At 74.0% G+C, this 17,395-nt stretch carries 17 protein-coding genes, 1 tRNA gene and 1 riboswitch; of the genes, 1 reads left to right on the top strand and 17 read right to left on the bottom strand.

Annotated elements, in window-relative coordinates:
• Window positions 1-76: 76 nt before the first annotated feature.
• The 16 genes from H488_RS33475 to H488_RS38120 all read right to left on the bottom strand — a co-directional run bounded on the left by H488_RS33475 (window position 77) and on the right by H488_RS38120 (window position 15,759).
• A tRNA-Ala gene (locus tag H488_RS33475) sits at window positions 77-152 on the bottom strand.
• Window positions 153-262: 110 nt separating this feature from the next.
• Window positions 263-673: a ribosome silencing factor gene (rsfS, locus tag H488_RS33470; protein ID WP_017834607.1), complete on the bottom strand. Its 411-nt coding sequence runs from the start codon at window positions 671-673 to the stop codon at window positions 263-265.
• A 116-nt stretch (window positions 674-789) separates the two neighbouring features.
• On the bottom strand, window positions 790-1,668 hold the full coding sequence (locus H488_RS33465; protein ID WP_031283631.1) for a hypothetical protein: 879 nt from the start codon (window positions 1,666-1,668) through the stop codon (window positions 790-792).
• Window positions 1,668-2,348, bottom strand: coding sequence for a nicotinate-nucleotide adenylyltransferase (gene nadD, locus H488_RS33460; protein ID WP_051063826.1), 681 nt, complete (start codon window positions 2,346-2,348; stop codon window positions 1,668-1,670). The genes H488_RS33465 and nadD overlap by 1 nt, the downstream gene beginning before the upstream one ends.
• 61 nt (window positions 2,349-2,409) lie before the next feature.
• Entirely contained in the window at window positions 2,410-2,658 is a 249-nt protein-coding gene (locus H488_RS33455; protein ID WP_017834605.1) for a hypothetical protein, read from the bottom strand.
• 122 nt (window positions 2,659-2,780) lie between these two features.
• Window positions 2,781-4,139 (bottom strand): glutamate-5-semialdehyde dehydrogenase, encoded by a 1,359-nt coding sequence (locus H488_RS33450; protein WP_031283629.1) that lies wholly within the window; start codon window positions 4,137-4,139, stop codon window positions 2,781-2,783.
• Complete coding sequence (gene proB / locus H488_RS33445) at window positions 4,136-5,389, bottom strand: glutamate 5-kinase (RefSeq protein WP_017834603.1); 1,254 nt, start codon at window positions 5,387-5,389, stop codon at window positions 4,136-4,138. Before proB ends, H488_RS33450 begins: the two co-directional genes overlap by 4 nt.
• 126 nt (window positions 5,390-5,515) lie before the next feature.
• The gene (obgE, locus tag H488_RS33440; RefSeq protein ID WP_017834602.1) at window positions 5,516-7,075 is read right to left on the bottom strand and encodes a GTPase ObgE; all 1,560 of its coding nucleotides are present in this window, start codon (window positions 7,073-7,075) and stop codon (window positions 5,516-5,518) included.
• A gap of 142 nt (window positions 7,076-7,217) precedes the next feature.
• Window positions 7,218-7,475: a 50S ribosomal protein L27 gene (rpmA, locus tag H488_RS33435; protein WP_017834601.1), complete on the bottom strand. Its 258-nt coding sequence runs from the start codon at window positions 7,473-7,475 to the stop codon at window positions 7,218-7,220.
• 60 nt (window positions 7,476-7,535) lie between these two features.
• On the bottom strand, window positions 7,536-7,847 hold the full coding sequence (rplU, locus tag H488_RS33430) for a 50S ribosomal protein L21 (RefSeq protein ID WP_017834600.1): 312 nt from the start codon (window positions 7,845-7,847) through the stop codon (window positions 7,536-7,538).
• A 220-nt stretch (window positions 7,848-8,067) separates the two neighbouring features.
• Complete coding sequence (locus tag H488_RS33425; RefSeq protein ID WP_017834599.1) at window positions 8,068-9,603, bottom strand: bifunctional hydroxymethylpyrimidine kinase/phosphomethylpyrimidine kinase; 1,536 nt, start codon at window positions 9,601-9,603, stop codon at window positions 8,068-8,070.
• Window positions 9,600-10,283 (bottom strand): thiamine phosphate synthase, encoded by a 684-nt coding sequence (gene thiE, locus H488_RS33420; RefSeq protein ID WP_017834598.1) that lies wholly within the window; start codon window positions 10,281-10,283, stop codon window positions 9,600-9,602. The genes H488_RS33425 and thiE overlap by 4 nt, the downstream gene beginning before the upstream one ends.
• Window positions 10,280-11,104: a hydroxyethylthiazole kinase gene (gene thiM / locus H488_RS33415; RefSeq protein ID WP_017834597.1), complete on the bottom strand. Its 825-nt coding sequence runs from the start codon at window positions 11,102-11,104 to the stop codon at window positions 10,280-10,282. Before thiM ends, thiE begins: the two co-directional genes overlap by 4 nt.
• A 42-nt stretch (window positions 11,105-11,146) precedes the next feature.
• A riboswitch (TPP riboswitch) is annotated at window positions 11,147-11,240 on the bottom strand.
• Between the two features lie 49 nt (window positions 11,241-11,289).
• Window positions 11,290-12,024 (bottom strand): nuclear transport factor 2 family protein, encoded by a 735-nt coding sequence (locus H488_RS33410; RefSeq protein ID WP_017834596.1) that lies wholly within the window; start codon window positions 12,022-12,024, stop codon window positions 11,290-11,292.
• Window positions 12,025-12,217: 193 nt separating this feature from the next.
• Complete coding sequence (locus H488_RS37525) at window positions 12,218-12,379, bottom strand: hypothetical protein (RefSeq protein WP_017834595.1); 162 nt, start codon at window positions 12,377-12,379, stop codon at window positions 12,218-12,220.
• Complete coding sequence (locus H488_RS38120; RefSeq protein WP_051063822.1) at window positions 12,376-15,759, bottom strand: Rne/Rng family ribonuclease; 3,384 nt, start codon at window positions 15,757-15,759, stop codon at window positions 12,376-12,378. The genes H488_RS37525 and H488_RS38120 overlap by 4 nt, the downstream gene beginning before the upstream one ends.
• Before the next feature lie 427 nt (window positions 15,760-16,186).
• Here H488_RS38120 and H488_RS33400 point away from each other — a divergent pair, with 427 nt between their 5' ends.
• The gene (locus H488_RS33400; RefSeq protein ID WP_017834594.1) at window positions 16,187-16,819 is read left to right on the top strand and encodes a vitamin K epoxide reductase family protein; all 633 of its coding nucleotides are present in this window, start codon (window positions 16,187-16,189) and stop codon (window positions 16,817-16,819) included.
• A 134-nt stretch (window positions 16,820-16,953) separates the two neighbouring features.
• On the opposite strand, the gene ndk is transcribed toward H488_RS33400, so the two are convergent.
• Window positions 16,954-17,370: a nucleoside-diphosphate kinase gene (ndk, locus tag H488_RS33395; RefSeq protein WP_017834593.1), complete on the bottom strand. Its 417-nt coding sequence runs from the start codon at window positions 17,368-17,370 to the stop codon at window positions 16,954-16,956.
• Window positions 17,371-17,395: the final 25 nt, after the last annotated feature.

Raw genomic sequence — 17,395 nt, 5'->3', positions numbered from 1 at the left:
AACGAACGGAAGGGAAGGAAGCTGAGAAAACGCGAAAGAGCCCGCCCCGCGTGATGCGGAACGGGCTCTTTCGTCCTGGTGGAGCTGAGGGGACTCGAACCCCTGACCCTTTGCATGCCATGCAAATGCGCTACCAGCTGCGCCACAGCCCCAGGTCGTTACCTCGGAGACATTATCACAACCTTCACGGGCTCCTTTTCAGTCACCCTTTTCCGGTTGTTCCAGCGCCTCGCTGGGCAACGCATTCATAGTAGACAGCCGATCAGGCTCCAGGCAAATCGTCGGTGGCGGGGGCCGCGGCGGTCCGGCCGGAGAGCGGTCCGAGGTCCACCACGGGGCTGTCCCGCCACAGCCGCTCGAGGGCGTAGAACGCCCGGTCCTCGTCGTGCTGCACGTGGATCACGACGTCGCCGTAGTCCAGGAGCACCCAGCGCCCCTCGGAGCGGCCCTCGCGGCGGATCGGGCGCAGCTCGAGGCGCTCGACGAGCTTCTCCTCGATCTCGTCGACCACGGCGTTGACGAGCCGCTCGTTGGAGGCGGAGGCGACGAGGAAGGCGTCGGTGATGCCCAGGGCCTCGCTGACGTCGAGGGCCACGATGTCGTGGGCCTGCTTGGCGTCCGCCGCGGCGGCCGCGACCTGGAGGATGGAGAGGGAGAGATCGTTGACAGTCAAGGAGGATCCTTTCCCGGCGAACCGGAGGTCCCGTCCCGTGGGGACGGTTGGAGTGGACGAGTCGTGCAGGTACGGGTGGTGCGGGAACGGTCGGTGCGGTGGAGCCGGCGGGGTGCTCAGAGCACGAACAGCACGAGCACGACGGCGAGGGCCGCGAGCACCGCCAGCAGCAGGAACCACCAGGCGCCGTTCGTGCGGCGGCGGTACTCCCGGGGCTCCAGCAGCTCGAGCCCCTCGGCGGTGCTGGCCGGCACGGGGGCGGCCGGCGGATCGTCCTCGGCCGCGGGCCACGACGCCGCGGGCCCGGACGGAACGGCCCCCGGCGGAGCCGGTGGGTCCTCCGCGTGCCCGTGCTCCTCGTGGTCACCGGCCGCGGCGGGCGCGACCGGTGTGGAGCCGTGGTGCTCGGGATCCGTGGGCGCGACGATCTCGATGTGCGTGAGCGCCGCCAGGTCCTCCGGGGCGAGCCGGTTGCTGAACAGGGCCGGGTCGACGTGCACCGGGTCGTGGGACACGTGCTCGTCCGGCCCGTCCGGGCCGCCGCCGGGGAACACGACGGTGATCTGCTCGAGCGGCTCCTGCGGGTCCTCCGGCACCGCCGGAGGACGCGGGGCCGCAGCGGGCTGCCCCGGGCCGGGCGGTGCGGAGCCGGGCGCCGGGGCCTCCGGAGCCGCCACCGGCTCCCGGACCGCGGTGTCAGCGCCCGGGTCGGCCTGCGCGGCGCCGGCCTGGGCGGCGAGCTCCGCGAACCGGCGCTGCTTCTCGAGCAGCTCGGGGTCCGCCGGGCCGGCGCCGGCCTCCTCGAGCTCGCGGGCGCGCTCGGCCAGCTCGCGCTGCAGACGGGCCAGCCGCCGCGGCCCGAGGGGCTTGACGGGGCGGACCGGCACGCCGTCCCCCCCGAGGTCGATGATGGGCGCCGGTCCGGAGGGCGGCGGCGCCGGGGCCCGGTCGGGGTCCGGTGCGGCGCCGTCCCGCACGTCGTCCTCGCCGGCCATCAGGGTGCCTTCGCCGAGACGCCGCGGGCGCCGACGTGGTCCGTCGTCGTCCCGTCCTCGGGTCCGAGGTAGAGGCCGTACTTGTTGATGTACTGCACCACGCCGTCGGGCACGAGGTACCAAACGGGCTTGTGCTCGGCCACGCGGGCGCGGCAGTCCGTGGAGGAGATCGCCATCGCGGGCACCTCGAGCAGGTTCACGCCGCTGGAGCCCACGGGCGCGGCCAGGTCGTGGCCCGGCCGGGTGACGCCGACGAAGTGGGCGAGCTGCCAGAGCTCCTCGGCGCCCTTCCACGTCAGGATCTCCGCCATGACGTCCGCGCCCGTGATGAAGAACAGGTCCGCCTCCGGGCGCTGCCGCTTCAGGTCCCGCAGGGTGTCGACCGTGAACGTGGGACCGTCGCGCTCGATGTCCACCCGGCTGACCGTGAACCGCGGGTTGGAGGCCGTGGCGATCACCGTCATGAGGTAGCGGTGCTCCGCGGGGCTCACCGCCCCGGCGGCCTTCTGCCAGGGGTGCCCGGTCGGGACGAACACGACCTCGTCGAGGTCGAACTCCCCCGCCACCTCGGACGCGGCCACGAGGTGGCCGTGGTGGATGGGGTCGAACGTCCCGCCCATGACGCCGAGCCGGGTGCGGCCCGGCCTCCGGGGCGGGACGGCCGTGGCCGTCAGGGGCAGGCCCCGGGTCCGGGCGGCGGTGTCCTGCGGAGCGGTCGTCACGACGATGGGGTTCCCCGGCTCAGCCGTGGCGCTTGGCCGCGTACTCGTCGAGCATGGCTCGCTCGTCCGCGGGCAGGTCGGCGGGGTCCTGGTGCTGGCCGACCTCCGGGCTGAGGCCCCGGTTCGCGAAGGAGAGCGTCACCACCATGAGGCCGATCAGCACGACGAACACGGAGGCGCCCCAGACCCACGGGGGAACTCCGGCCTCGGCGGCGGCGTGCCCGCCCTCGGCGGCTGCGAGGACGGTGGTGACGGTCTGCTGGAACATGGGGATCCCTTCTGTCGCCGGCGTGGCGGCGGGTGGTCGGTGGACGGCCCTGCCGCCTCGGCCGGCTGGCCCGGACGGCTCTCATCGTACTGAATCCGCGGCGGGCCCGCCGCGTCCGGGGCTCAGGCGCGGACGTGCCCGTCGCCCTGGACGATCCACTTCGTGGTGGTCAGCTCCTCCAGGCCCATGGGTCCGCGCGCGTGCATCTTCTGGGTGGAGATGCCGATCTCGGCGCCGAGACCCAGCTGGCCCCCGTCGGTGAAGCGGGTGGAGGCGTTGACCATGACCGCGGCGGCGTCGATCTCGGCGACGAACCGCTCGGCGGAGGCGAGGTCGTTGGTCACGATCGCCTCGGTGTGCCGGGTGGACCACCGGTCGATGTGCTGGAGCGCCTCGTCCAGGGAGTCCACCACCTTCACGGCCAGGTCCATGGACAGGTATTCGGTGCCCCAGTCCTCGTCGGTGGCGCGCAGGTGGTGGCTGCCGGCCGGCAGCAGGGCCTCGGCCCGCTCGTCCACGTGCAGCGTGACGCCGGCCCGGTCGAGGGCCGCGAGCACGGCGGCCCCGTGCTCGAAGCCGCGGTGCAGCAGGAGCGTCTCCGTGGTGTTGCACGTGCTCGTGCGGTGGGTCTTGGAGTTGACGACCACGTCCACGGCCATCTTCTTCGACGCCGAGTGGTCGACGAAGAGGTGGACGTTGCCCTCGCCGGTCTCGATGACGGGGACCTTGGCGTTCTGGACGACGGACTGGATCAGACCGTGCCCGCCGCGCGGGATGAGGACGTCGACCTTCCCGCGGGCCGCCATGAGCGCGTTCGCGCCCTCGCGGCCGTACTCGTCGACGCTCTGGACGCAGTCCACGGGCAGCTTCACGTCGGCCAGGGAGTCCCGGATGATGCCCACGAGGGCCCGGTTGGACTCCTCCGCGGCCGAGCCGCCGCGCAGCAGCACCGCGTTGCCGGACTTCAGGGCGATCCCGGCGATGTCCACGGTGACGTTGGGGCGGGCCTCGTAGATGGCGCCGACCACGCCCATCGGCACGCGCACCTGGCGCATCCGCAGGCCGTTGGGCAGGGTGCTGCCGCGGACGAACCCGCCCACGGGGTCGGGCAGCGCGGCGAGCTCGCGCAGGCTCTCGGCCAGGCCGGTGATCCGCTCGGCGTCCAGCTTGAGCCGGTCCAGGAGGGCGGTGGAGGTCCCGTTCACGCGGCCGCGCTCGAGGTCCTTGGCGTTCGCGGCGAGCACCACGTCCTGCTTGCGCTCGATGCGGTCGGCGATGGCGAGCAGCGCCCGGTCCTTCCAGGCCCGGGTGGCGCGGCCCAGGACGCGGGCGGAGTCCCGGGCGTCGTCGGCCATCGCGGCGACGCCGGCGACGGGGTCCTCCCCGAAGGTGGCGATGACGCCGGTGTCGGTCACGACCGCCTTGCCGGTCGTGCGGGTGGCTTCGTCGGTGGTCACGGAATCGTGTGCGGCGGAAGTCATTTCTTCAGTTTAGTCCGTGCGCCGCGGGCGCGCAGGACCACGAGGTTGTCCACGTGCACGAGCTCCCGGCTGTAGTCGTCCCCGAGCTCCTCCGCCAGCACGGAGGTGGACTTGCCGAGCATCGGCGGGATCTCGTCCGAGGAGTAGTTGCTGAGCCCGTGGGCGATCTCCTTGCCCTCCTCGTCCCGCAGCGAGACGGGCTCCCCCGCCTCGAAGGTCCCGGACACGCCGGTGACCCCGGCGGCCAGCAGCGAGTTGCGGTCGCGGATCGCCTCGACGGCGCCAGGGTCGAGGGTCAGGGAGCCCTTGATGTCCGCGAGGTGGGCCAGCCACAGCAGCCGGACGTTGCGCCGCCCGCCGGAGGTCGCGAACCAGGTGCCGACGTCCTCGCCGTCCAGGGCGCGGGTGATGTTCTGGGCCGAGGTGACGAGCGCGGGGATGCCCGAGGCCGCGGCGATCCGGGCCGCCTGGACCTTGGTGACCATGCCGCCGGAGCCGACGCCGGCGCGGCCGACCGACCCGATCTGCACGCCCTCGAGGTCCTTGATGGGGTCGTTCACCACCGGGATCCGCTCCCCGCCCTTGCGGGGGTCCATGGTGTAGAGGGCGTCGACGTCGGAGAGCAGCAGCAGGACGTCGGCCTTGATGAGGTGGGCGATCAGGGCGGCGATCCGGTCGTTGTCGCCGAACTTGATCTCCTGGCTGGACACGGCGTCGTTCTCGTTGACGATGGGCAGCACGCCGAAGTCCAGGAGCCGTTCGATCTGGCGGTGGGTGTTCTTGTAGTGGCTGCGCCGCATCAGGTCCTCGGCGGTGACCAGCACCTGGCCCACCGTGACGCCGTAGCGGGCGAAGGACTCGATGTAGCGGCCCATGAGCAGGCCCTGGCCCACGGCCGCGGCCGCCTGCTTGCCGGCCAGGTTCTTCGGCCGCCGGGACAGCCCCAGGGGCGCCAGACCGGCCGTGATGGCGCCCGAGGACACGAACACGAGCTCGATGCCGCGGGCCTTCGTCTCGCCGAGGGCGTCCACGATCATCCGCACGGCCTGCTCGTCGATCGAGCTCTCGATGGACGTCAGCGAGGACGAGCCGACCTTGACCACCACGCGATGGGCGCGCGGGATGTCCTCGCGGCGCTCGATGGGGCTGCGCCGGTTCTTGCCGCGGTTCTCGCTGCTGAGCTGGACCGCGGACTTCTCCGCGACCTCCTCGAGCTGCTCGACGTCGATCTCGTTCGTCTGCTCGTTCATCCTGGGCGTCTCCCTCGTCCGGTGGGCGTCGTCGGTGTGTCGGTCAGTCGGTGTGTCGGGTCGGTCGTCGGGTGGTGGCCTGGGGGCTCCCGGCACGTGCGGCCGCGGTCCGCCCCGCGGGCGGGCTCAGTCGTCGGTGCCGGCCGGGGCCTCGCCGCGCCGGGCGTCGACCGACTCGGTCCACACCCCGGCGGAGCGCTCGGCCTCGAGCTCGGCGCGGGCGGCGGCCTTGGCGTCCTTGCGGTCCTGGTACTGCTGGCGCTTCTGCTCGCGGGTGGGACGGTCGATGTCCGCGAAGCGCAGGTCGGTGCCGCGGGGCCCGGCCAGCAGCTCGGCGCCGCCGACCATCGTGGGCTCCCAGTCGAAGACCACGCCGTCGTCCTCGGGACCGATGAGCACGGCGTCGCCGGGCCGGGCGCCCTGCTTGAACAGCTCCGTCTCGACACCGAGCTTCGCGAGCCGGTCGGCGAGGTAGCCGACGGCCTCCTCGTTGTTGAAGTCGGTCTGCAGGATCCACCGGTCGGGCTTGTCGCCGCGCACGTGCCACAGCGGCTCGAGGTTGCGCTCCTCCCGGGTGATGGTGAACTCCGGCCCGCGCACCCCCTTGGGGCGCAGCACGACCCGCGGGGCCTCCGCCGGGGCGGGGCGGGCCGCACGGGCCTCCTGCACGACCTCGCCCATGGCGAAGGTCAGCGCCCGCAGCCCCTCGTGGGAGGCGGTGGAGATCTCGAACACGCGGTAGCCGCGGGACTCGAGCTCGGGCCGCACGAACTCGGCGAGCTCCCGGGCCTCGAGGACGTCGATCTTGTTCAGCACCACGAGCCGGGGCCGGTCGTTGAGCGGCACCGCCTGGCCGCCGTCGAGGTCGCCGTCGACGGCGTAGCCGGCGAGCTCCGCCTCGATCGTCTCGAGGTCGGAGACCGGGTCCCGCCCGGGCTCGAGGGTCGCGCAGTCGAGGACGTGCACGAGCGCGGCGCAGCGCTCGACGTGGCGGAGGAACTCCAGCCCCAGGCCCTTGCCCTCGGAGGCGCCGGGGATCAGGCCCGGGACGTCCGCCACGGTGTAGCGCACGTCCCCGGCCTCCACCACGCCGAGGTTCGGGACGAGCGTGGTGAACGGGTAGTCGGCGATCTTGGGGCGGGCGGCGCTGATCGCGGCGATCAGGCTGGACTTGCCGGCGGAGGGGTAGCCGACCAGGGCGATGTCGGCGATGGACTTCAGCTCCAGGACCACGTCCCGGGCCGAGCCCGGCGTGCCGAGGAGCGCGAAGCCGGGGGCCTTGCGCTTGACCGAGGCCAGCGCGGCGTTGCCCAGCCCGCCCTGCCCGCCGGGGGCGGCCACGAACTCGGAGCCCTGGCCCACGAGGTCGGCCAGGACGTTGCCGTCCTGGTCCTTGACCACGGTGCCGTCGGGGACGGACAGGACGAGGTCCTCGCCCTTGTGCCCGTGGCGGAGGTCGCCCTTGCCGGGTCCGCCGTTGGGGGCGGACTGGTGCGGGGCGTGGTGGTAGTTCAGCAGCGTGGTGGTCTGGCCGTCCACGCGCAGCACCACGCTGCCGCCGTCCCCCCCGTTGCCGCCGTCCGGACCGCCGAGCGGCTTGAACTTCTCGCGGCGGATGGACACGCAGCCGTGCCCGCCGGAGCCGCCGGAGACGTGCAGGACGACGCGGTCGACGAAACTGGCCACGGGGAACTCCTCTGGTTCAAGAACGGACGGGCCACGTTAAGACTGTAGAGGGCGGGCGCTGGACGCACCCACCCTCTACAGACCAAACATGGGTGGTGCGGGTCGTGACCCGCACCGGGGCCGGCAGCGCCGGCCCTGTGGACTACTCTGCGGCAGCCTGGATGTTGACGACCTTGCGGCCCCGGCGGGTGCCGAACTCGACCTGACCGGCGGCCAGGGCGAACAGGGTGTCGTCGCCACCGCGGCCGACGTTGAGGCCGGGGTGGAAGTGCGTGCCGCGCTGCCGGACGAGGATCTCGCCGGCGTTGACGGTCTGGCCGCCGAAGCGCTTCACGCCGAGGTACTGCGCGTTGGAGTCGCGACCGTTGCGAGTGGAGCTCGCGCCCTTCTTGTGTGCCATGAGGTGTGCCTACCTTCGGGTCTTTACTGGCTGGTGGAGTCTGGACGGGGACCGGGCCGGTCAGGCGTCGATGCCGGTCACCTTCACGGTGGTCAGCTCGGCACGGAAGCCCTGGCGCTTCTTGTAGCCGGTCTTGTTCTTGAACTTCTGGATGGAGATCTTGGGACCGCGGAGGTTCTCGACGATCTCGGCCGTGACCTTGACGCTCGCCAGGGTCTGGGCATCCGAGGTGATCTTGTCCCCGTCGACCAGCAGCAGGGCAGGGAGCTCGATGGTGCTGCCTGCTCCGCCGGCGACGCGGTCAAGGGTAACGAGGTCTCCGACGGAAACCTTTTCCTGGCGGCCGCCAGCGCGGACAATCGCGTACACCACTTGGGAACTCACTTCTCTCGACGTCATGTGTAAACAGTGTGGGTCGAGCGCATACCTGTCAGGACCAACGACGTTGAGACGAGCTGACGGTGACCGGCCCGTGGGACTAGGCCGAGGTCAGCGCAGGTTCGCCGCAATTCAGGAACTGCACCCGCATGTGCCGCCAGGTGGGGTGTCGAGTTTTTACACGCGCGCACCGGCAGGGCACCGAAGATCAAGACTACTCGATCCGGTCAGCGCCCGCCAACCGGCGCTCCGCCACCGGCGCGGCGAAGAAGTCCCGCTCGAGCGCGCAGGCCTCCAGGAACACCTCCCGCATCCTCGCCCGGACGTCCGCCGGGGCCGCCCGGGCGGCGTCCTCGAGCAGCCGGCGGGCCGTGCGGGTGGCCTCCTGGAACCCCTCGTCCGCGTACGTGGCCAGCCAGTCCGCGTAGGGGTGCCCGTCGGTCCCGTCGGCCGCGGCGAGCTCGTTCAGGTGGCGGCCCACGTCCGCGTAGACCCAGTAGCACGGCAGCACGGCGGCCAGGCCCACCGGGTAGGGCTCGGCGGCGGTGGCCGCGAGCAGGAACGTGGTGTAGCGCCGCGTCACCTCGCCGAGGCCGCCCCGGGCACCGCCGGCCCGGGCTCCGCCGTCCCCGGCGTGCCGCAGCCGGGCCCGGTGCAGCTGCGCCTCGGTCTCGGTGCAGGACACGGCGCCGGCGGCGAAGAACAGCCGCTGCTCCTCGTCGGGCGCCCTGGCGGCCAGCAGGGCCAGCGCCCGGCTGTAGCCGTCGAGGTACTGCAGGTCCTGGTCGAGGTAGGCGAGGAAGCGGTCCGGCTCGAGCCGGCCGTCGCCGAGGAGGCGGACGAACTCGAGCTCCTCGATCTCCCGCCGCACGGCCGCGGAGGCCTCCCACAGCTCGTCGGTGAACCGCTCCGGCGCCGTGCCCCAGCTCTCGAGGGCGTCCTGGACGTGGTGGAAGTGGTGGACGGGCCCGCTGCCGTGGCCGACCTCGAGGTCCCCGGCGGCCTCGAGGGCGCCGCGCAGCCAGTCCCGGGCGATCCGCAGGCTCCGGGGCCAGTCCCCGTGCCGGGCCTGGAGGGTGGCCAGGGCCGAGGAGAGGGAGCACCCGGTGCCGTGGGAGTTCTCGGTGGGCACGCGGGCGCCGTCGAACGCCACGAGGGGCTCGGGGGCGTCCGGGCCCACGAGCGCGTCGGGCGTCCGGTCCCCCGTGAGGTGCCCGCCCTTGACGAGCACCAGGGTGCCGTGGGCGCGGGCCACGCGGTGGCCCTGCGCGAGGGCCTCGTCCCACGACGACGCCGTGTCCTCCCCGGCGAGCACGGCGAGCTCCTGCAGGTTCGGGGTGATCAGGTCGGCGAGGCCGAGCATCGAGCGCAGGGCGTCCTCGGCCTCGCGCTCCAGCAGGCGGCCCCCGGAGGTCGCGACCATGACGGGGTCCAGGACCACGACCGGCGGCCGGTGGGTCCCGAGCCACCGGGTGACGGCCTCGATGACCGGCACGGACCCGAGCATCCCGATCTTGACGGCGTCGATCTCGACGTCCTCGGCGACCGCGTCCAGCTGTGCCGAGAGGAACTCGACCGGCGGGACGTGGATGTCGCGCACGCCCACGGTGTTCTGCACGACGACGGCGGTGACGGCGCTCATCCCGTAGCCGCCCATCGCGGCGATCGACTTGAGGTCCGCGTGCTGGCCGGCCCCGCCCGTGGGGTCGGTGCCGGCGATGGCCAGGACGCGGGGCACGCGGGCGGTCACGGGGCCACCTCCCCGGCGGGCACGGCGGTGAAGGCCCGCAGGTAGCGGGCGGCCGCGGCGGCGGGGTCCGGGTCGGCGCAGATCCCGGAGACCACGGCCAGCCCCGCGGCGCCGGCGGCGCGCAGGCCGGGGGCGTCCTCGACCCGCACCCCGCCGATGGCCAGGCAGGGCAGGGCCGTGCGGGCCGCGGCGCGGGCGAAGCCCTCGACGCCCAGCGGCTCGGGGTGGTCGGGCTTGGTGCGGGTCGCCCGCACCGCCCCGACGCCCAGGTAGTCGACCGTCCCGGCCGGCAGCGCGGCGGCGGCATCGAGCTCCTCCGCCGTGGCGGCGCTGAGGCCGAGCACGGCCTGCGGGCCGCAGATCTCCCGGGCGAGCGCCACGGGCAGGTCCGACTGGCCCACGTGCACGCCGGCCACGGGGGCGCCGGCCGCGCGGGCGGCGAGGTACACGTCGGCGCGGTCGTCCACGAGCACGGGCACCTCCCGGCCCACGCGCTCGGCCACGGCCGTCAGCAGGGCGACGAGCTCGCGGACCGGGGCGTCCTTCTCCCGCACCTGGACCATGGTGGCTCCCCCGCGCACGGCGGCGGCCACGACGTCCGGGACCGTCCGGGGGGCGCTCAGGGCGGTGTCCGTCACCAGGTGCAGGGCCAGGGCCGCGGGGTCGAGGCGCGGGCTCACCGGGCGACCTCCTCGCGCACGAGCTCCGCCCGGGCGGCGATCCCCTCCGGGGTGACGGCGTGCAGCCGGTCCAGCAGCGCCACGGCGAAGGAGCCGGGCCCGGCGGAGTCGGCGGCCGCGTCCTCGGCCGCCAGGGTGTACACCGTGGTGGCGGCCACCGCCGCGGCGGCCGGGTCCGTGCGCACGGCGGTGAACGCCGCCATGAGGGCGCCCAGGGCGCACCCGCCGCCGGTGATGCGGGTCAGCAGGGGCGTGCCGTGCGGCACCCGGACCACCGTGCCGTCCGGGGAGCGCACGAGGTCCACGGGCCCGGACACGGCCACCGCCGAGCCGGCCCGCTCGGCGAGCGCGGCGGCGGCGTCCCGGGCCGCGTCGACGCCGTGGGTCGCGTCCGTGCCGCGGCCGCCGGCGCCGCCGGCGAGGGCGATGACCTCGGAGGCGTTGCCGCGCACGATCGCCGGCTCGAACCCGAGCAGGTCGCGGGCCAGCGCCGTGCGCACGGGCAGGGCGCCCACCGCCACCGGGTCCAGGACCCAGGCCCGGCCCGCGCGGCGCCGGGCCCCGACGGCCTCGTAGGCGGCGCCGCGCTGCTCGGCGGTGGGCGTGCCGGTGTTGACGAGGAGGCCGTCGGCGAGCTCCGCGAAGACCCCGCCCTCGCCCTGGATGTCGGTCATCGCCGGGGACGCGCCCACGGCGAGCAGCACGTTGGCGGTGAAGTTGGTGACCACGGCGTTGGTGATGCACTGCACCAGCGGCGCCGCGGCGCGCAGGTCCGCCAGGGCCGCGGCGGCGTCCTCGGCGAGCGCGGGGTCCGGCGGCACCGGCCTCCCGGGTCCTGGTGTGCGGTCGGACGGGGGTACGGCATCGCGCATCTGCGACATCCCTTCGCTAGTACTGGCTAGATCAGGTTCGACGGGTGTGTTCTCAGCCGCTCGTGCGGCACCCCGTGTCTGGTGTCCTGCCAGTCTAGTCGTCGTGCGGGAGTCGGCACGGACCCCGCACGGGATCAGAACATGCCGTTGGCGTGGGCCATCCGCTCGGGCACCGGCTGCGCGACGCCCCAGTGCTCCACGATCCGGCCGTCGTCGAGGCGCCAGAGGTCGTAGCAGGCGACCGTTCCGGTGGATCCTCCGTCGCGGCTCCCTCCGGGAACGGCCTCCGCGACGGTCAGCACGAAGTTCCCCTCGCCGACCACGCGGCGCAGCCGCTGGTACGCGGGCTGCGGGCCGTCCGGCGTGCCGCCGGTGTGCTCGGTGCAGCCCCGGAGGCTCATGTGGTCCTGGACGGCGTGGCGGTCGCCCCCGACGAGGGCGGCCTCGACCCACTCGGCGGCGATGCGCTTGTTGTCCTGCGTCCGCTCGTGGTCCGTGACCGCGACGGGACCGTCGAGCTGGGGGCGGGCGCCGTCGGGGCCCGTGCGCAGGGGCTCGAGGACGTCCCAGTGCTCGGCGATCCGTCCGTCCTCCACCCGGAAGACGTCGAAGCCGACCAGCGGCTCCGGACCGAGCCCTTCGTACACCGAGTGGACGGCCACCGTCCCGTGGTCGTCGAGCATCCGGACCATGTCCACGCGGAAGTCCTCGGGCATGCTCTGCACGAACTGCCTGAGACCCTCGCGCCCGTCCGGCGCGAGCGGCGAGTGCTGGACGAAGTCCTCCGTGTAGTGACGGTCCACGGCCGACGGATCCCGGTGGACGAACAGTTCCGTGCCGGTGGTGCGGATGGTGTCTGCACTGGTCATGGCGATGCTCCCTGGAACGGGCGGCCGCTCTCCCGGCGGACGGGACGGCGGCCCCGGGTGTGCTGTGGTGCGCACCACGGTACGCCGCCGCGCGGAGGGCGGGCAGGCCGGGGCGGTCCGTGACGGTCCGCGACGACGGAGGACCCCGACCGTGCCGGTCGGGGTCCTCCGTGGTGCTGCTCGGCGGGGCGGGTCAGCCCCGGTCGGCGGGCCGGCCGCTGGTGAGGTCCTCGGCCTTGACGCCGACGCCGACGACGGTCGGCGCCCGGCGGGAGGGGTCCTCCGGGGCGCGCTGGGCGACGGTCCTCGCCTCGTGCCGGGCGCCCTCCGCGGCGGCCGCCCGGCCGGCGGTCACCTCGGCCTCGCCGGGCCGCGCCGTCGGGGCCGAGGCCCGCCGGGAGCGCCGCCGGGGCCGCTCGGGCTCGACGTCCGCCTGCTCCGCGGCAACCGCCGAGGCGGGAGCGGGCGCCTGCCTTTTCGAAGCACTTTTTGCTGCTGGCCGACCATGCCGCCGACCAGGGCGTTGACCGCCACCAGGAGCGTGAACTGGGCGGCGTTGGCGCGCAGCCCCAGACGGAGNCGCTCGCCCCGGAAAACCTCTTCGAAAACGGGCGCCTGCCGCTCCGTGCGTTCCTGTGCCGTGCGCTCCTGTGCCGTGCTCTCCTGTGCCGGGGCCTCCGCCGCGGCGGTGGCCCCCTCCGCGGCGTCATCCGCACCGGTGACCGCCTCGGCGGCGGCCTCCGGGGCGGCGGAGCCGGCGTCCGGTCCCCGCTGCCCGAAGACCTCCGCGAGGGAGTCCAGGCTCAGCGGCCGGGCCTCGGCGGGCTCGACGACCACGGCGTGGCCCTGCGGCAGCTCGATGATCTCGCCGTTGATGGTCAGGCGCGAGCCCTGCTCGCCCGGCGCCCCCTCGGCGGGGAGCTGCTCCGGGGCGGCCGGGGCGGTGTCCTCCCCCTCCTCCGGCTGCTGCTCGGCGGCGGTGTCCCCGCCCTGGCCGCGGCCGCGGCTGCGCTTGCCGCGGCGCTTCTTCCGGGAGCGCCCCGAGCCCTCGGGCCGGGACTCCGCAGGCTGGGCGGCCTCCTCGGCTCGCTCCGGCTCGTCCGCGGCCGCCTCCTCGTGGTGGGTGGCGGCGGCGATCGTCGCGAACGCCGTCCGCGCGGCCTCGGCCTTGGCCTTCTCCGCGGGGTCGGCCTCGGCGGAGCGCTGCTCCGTCCGGGCGGGCTGCTGCTCGTTGCGGCCCCCGCGGCCGCGCTTGCGCTCCGTGCGGTTCGGCCGCTGGTCGCGGGACTCGCTCGTGGCGCCGCCGGAGCGGCCCTCGAGCGGGTGGTCGTGGACCACCACGCCGCGGCCGGCGCAGTGCTCGCACGGCTCGGAGAACACCTCCAGCAGTCCGGTGCCCATGCGCTTGCGGGTCATCTGCACGAGGCCCAGCGAGGTCACCTCCGCCACCTGGTGCTTGGTGCGGTCCCGGCCCAGGCACTCCACCAGCCGGCGCAGCACGAGGTCCCGGTTGGACTCCAGGACCATGTCGATGAAGTCGATCACGATGATCCCGCCGATGTCCCGCAGCCGCAGCTGCCGGACGATCTCCTCGGCCGCCTCCAGGTTGTTCTTGGTGACGGTCTCCTCGAGGTTGCCCCCGGAGCCGGTGAACTTGCCGGTGTTCACGTCGACCACCGTCATCGCCTCGGTGCGGTCGATGACGAGCGAGCCGCCCGAGGGCAGGAAGACCTTGCGCTCGAGTGCCTTCTGGATCTGTTCCTCCACGCGGTAGTTCACGAACAGGTCCTCGTCCTCGTCCCACTTCTTGAGCCGGTCGAGCAGGTCCGGTGCGACGTAGGTCACGTACGCCTCGATGTTGTCCCACGCCTCGTCGCCCTGGACGACCATGGTGGTGAAGTCCTCGTTGAAGACGTCGCGCACCGTCTTGATCGTGAGGTCCGGCTCCGCGTAGAGCATCTCGGGCGCGAGCGTCCTGGTCGACCCGGCCCGCTCCTGGATCTGCTCCCACTGGGCGCGCAGCCGGTTGATGTCGTGGGTGAGCTCCTGCTCGGAGGCCCCCTCGGCGGCGGTGCGCACGATGACGCCCGCCCCGTCCGGCAGACGGTCCTTGAGGATCTTCTTCAGCCGGGCGCGCTCCACATCGGGCAGCTTCCGGGAGATCCCGGTCATCGACCCGCCCGGGACGTAGACCAGGTACCGGCCGGGCAGGGAGATCTGGCTCGTGAGCCGGGCGCCCTTGTGCCCCACCGGGTCCTTGGTGACCTGCACCAGGACCGAGTCCCCGGACTTCAGCGCGACCTCGATCCGGCGCGGCCCGCCCTCGAGCCGCGACGCGTCCCAGTTGACCTCGCCGGCGTAGAGCACGGCGTTGCGGCCCCGGCCGATGTCGATGAACGCGGCCTCCATGGACGGCAGCACGTTCTGCACCTTGCCCACGTAGACGTTGCCGATCAGGGAGTCCTGCTGGGTGTGCGAGACGAAGTGCTCGGCCAGGACGCCGTCCTCGAGGACGCCGATCTGGATCCGGTTGTCCTTCTGCCGGACCAGCATCTGCCGCTCGACCGACTCGCGGCGGGCCAGGAACTCGGCCTCGGTGATCACCTGGCGGCGGCGGCCCGTCTGGCGGGACTCGCGCCGGCGCTGCTTCTTGGCCTCGAGCCGCGTGGAGCCCTTCACGGCCACGACCTCGTCGACCGTGGCGGTCTCCGCGGCGCGGGGCGCCCGGACCCGGGTCACCGTGTTGGGCGGGTCGTCGTCGCTGCCGCCCACGAGCTCCATGTCGACCTCGCCGCGGCGGCGGCGCCGACGGCGGCGGCTGGTGGCGCTCCCGCCGGTCCCCTGGCCGGCCTCCTCGCCCTCGTCGGCGAGCTCCGCCGTGTCCGGCTCCTCGGGACCGTCGCCCGGGTCCTCGGCGGAGGCGTTCTCCTCCTGCTGGCGGCGCCGCGCCTCCCGGCGGCGGGCGGCGCGCTGCTGAGCGGCCTCGCGCAGCTCGTCGAGGTCCGGGGCGTGGAACATCAGCGAGGTCGCCGTCACCGCGGCGGCCGGCGCCGTGCGCGGCTCCCCGTCGTCGTCGGTGTCCTCGTCGTCGGTGTCCTCGTCGTCGGTGTCCTCGTCAACGGTGTCCCCGCCGTCGTCGGTGTCCGCCTCGTCGTCCTCGGCGGACGAGGCGGGGTCCTGCCCGGCTCCGGCCGGCGCGTCGACGGCCGGCGCCTGGGCCCCGGGACCCAGGTCCTCGGTCTCGCCGGCGGGCTCGACGCCCTCGGCGGCCTCCTCCGCGCCGGGCGTGCCGGGCGCGGGGTTCGCGGGCGCGACGGCCTCCTCGGCCACCGCACCGGGGCGCTCGTCGCCGGGGACCGCGGTCCCGGGCGCGACGTCGAGGGTGTCGGTCCCCGCGGCGTCGCCGGTGGCCGGCGCGGACGGCACGGTCTCCGAAGGCTCGCCGGGAATCTCGCCCGGCGTGCCGGGCCCGGCCTCTGGGACGGCGTCCGGCGCGGGACGCGCGTCCTCCGACGGCTCCTCGGGCACGTGGCCCGAGACCTCGGGGGCGGTGTCCGGCACGGCCGGCGCGTCCTCCGACGGCTCCTCGGGCACGTGGCCCGGGACCTCGGGGGCGGTGTCCTGCACCGTTGCCTCCGCCTCCGGGAGGTCCCGGCGGGCGTCGTGCGATGTGTTCTGCTGACCAGCGTCCAGGGCGTCCTGCGCCCCGGCCTGGTTCACCTGTTCGGCATCCATATACAGCTGTGCTCCTGCCGCGGTACGCCGTCCGTACCCGGTCCCCGCAGCTGCTTGGTCGGCGTATCGCCGGTGGGGGTCCACGCGGCGGCCAGAAGTCCTGTGCGTACCCGTCGCGTCCCGCACACCTCGCGAACGGGCGGGGACGGCAACGAGCCAGTCCGGGGCTTCGAGCCGCTGCTCACGAGGGCAACGGTCTTGGGCCGGCGGCGGACGCGCTCAATCCGATGAGAGCCGCGGGTCCTGCCGACCTGGGGTCGAAGTCCGACTGGGCCGAGATCCCGCGTACGGGCGGGCTCGACCGTGGCCAGTATCTCACAGACGCCCCGGTGCGGGCCGGATTGGCTCCGTCACGGCCCGCAACCCGCGGGCACGGGGCCGGGAGAGCCCCCGGGGAGCATCAGGGGGCATCGCCTAGGATCGGCGTGTGACCTCCACTCCGCCCCGCCTCGACGACTCCCCCGCCGTGTCCCGCGGCCCGGACGCCCGCGCCGACCGGCGCTGGGGCCTCGTGACCCTCGTGACCGGGCTCCTGGGCTTCTACGGCGCCGCCACGCTGGTGTACGAGCGGCTCCAGCTCTTCCTCGACGCCGGCCACCGCACCAGCTGCGACATCAACTCGTGGCTGTCCTGCGGCACCGTCATGCGCACGCCCCAGGCGGAGGCCTTCGGCTTCCCCAACCCCTTCATCGGCATCGTCGCCTACGCGGTCGTCGTGGCCGTGGCGCTCGCGGTGCTGGCAGGTGCCCGGTTCGCCGCCTGGTACTGGTGGGGACTGCAGATCGGGGTGACCCTCGGCTGGGCCTTCGTGCTGTGGCTGTGGTGGCAGACCACCTTCGAGATCAACGCCCTGTGCCTGTACTGCATGCTCGTGTGGGTGATGCAGACCGTCCTGCTGGTGCACACCACGACCCGCAACCTGCGCGGCGGGGTGCTGCCGGCGCCGGCCGGCGTGGCGCGCGGCGCCGAGCAGTGGGCGTGGTTCGTCTCCGCCGCCCTGCTCGTGCTGCTCTTCGGGACCGTCCTGGTCCGGTTCGCCGGGGTCATCTTCCCTGCCTGAGCCCGCCCGGTGCCGTGCGGCTCCGCCGGACGCCGCACGGCACCGACGACGACGGCCTCCGCCCGTGCTGGGCGGAGGCCGTCGTCGTCGGTGCGCACCGGGGTCCGGCGGGCTCAGGGCTCAGGGCTCAGGGCTCAGGCGAACCAGATGCCGATCTCACGCTCGGCGGACTCCGGGGAGTCGGAGCCGTGCACGATGTTCTGCTGGACCTTCTCGCCCCAGTCCCGGCCGAGGTCGCCGCGGATCGTGCCCGGCGCGGCGGTGGTCGGCTCGGTGGTCCCGGCCAGGGACCGGAAGCCCTCGATCACCCGGTGGCCCTCGACGACGGCGGCCACGACCGGGCCGCTCAGCATGAACTCGACGAGCGGCTCGTAGAACGGCTTCCCCTGGTGCTCGGCGTAGTGCTGCTCCAGCACGGAGCGCTCCGCGTGCAGCAGGCGCAGGTCGACGAGGCGGTAGCCCTTCGCCTCGATCCGGGCGAGCACCTCGCCGGTGAGGCCGCGGGCCACGCCGTCGGGCTTGACGAGGACGAGGGTGCGTTCCGTGGTCATGGGGGTCCTTCCGAGGTGCGGGTCC

Source organism: Kocuria sp. UCD-OTCP (assembly GCF_000349605.1).
Taxonomy (GTDB): Bacteria; Actinomycetota; Actinomycetes; order Actinomycetales; family Micrococcaceae; genus Kocuria; species Kocuria rosea.
This window is presented reverse-complemented; position numbering and strand designations above follow the sequence as displayed.

Coding starts and splice junctions, on each gene's coding strand:
- H488_RS33465 (WP_031283631.1), bottom strand. CDS start 1,668: ATGGCCGGCGAGGACGACGTGCGGGACGGCGCCGCACCGGACCCCGAC.
- H488_RS33455 (WP_017834605.1), bottom strand. CDS start 2,658: ATGTTCCAGCAGACCGTCACCACCGTCCTCGCAGCCGCCGAGGGCGGG.
- H488_RS33450 (WP_031283629.1), bottom strand. CDS start 4,139: ATGACTTCCGCCGCACACGATTCCGTGACCACCGACGAAGCCACCCGC.
- proB (WP_017834603.1), bottom strand. CDS start 5,389: ATGAACGAGCAGACGAACGAGATCGACGTCGAGCAGCTCGAGGAGGTC.
- rpmA (WP_017834601.1), bottom strand. CDS start 7,475: ATGGCACACAAGAAGGGCGCGAGCTCCACTCGCAACGGTCGCGACTCC.
- H488_RS33410 (WP_017834596.1), bottom strand. CDS start 12,024: ATGACCAGTGCAGACACCATCCGCACCACCGGCACGGAACTGTTCGTC.
- ndk (WP_017834593.1), bottom strand. CDS start 17,370: ATGACCACGGAACGCACCCTCGTCCTCGTCAAGCCCGACGGCGTGGCC.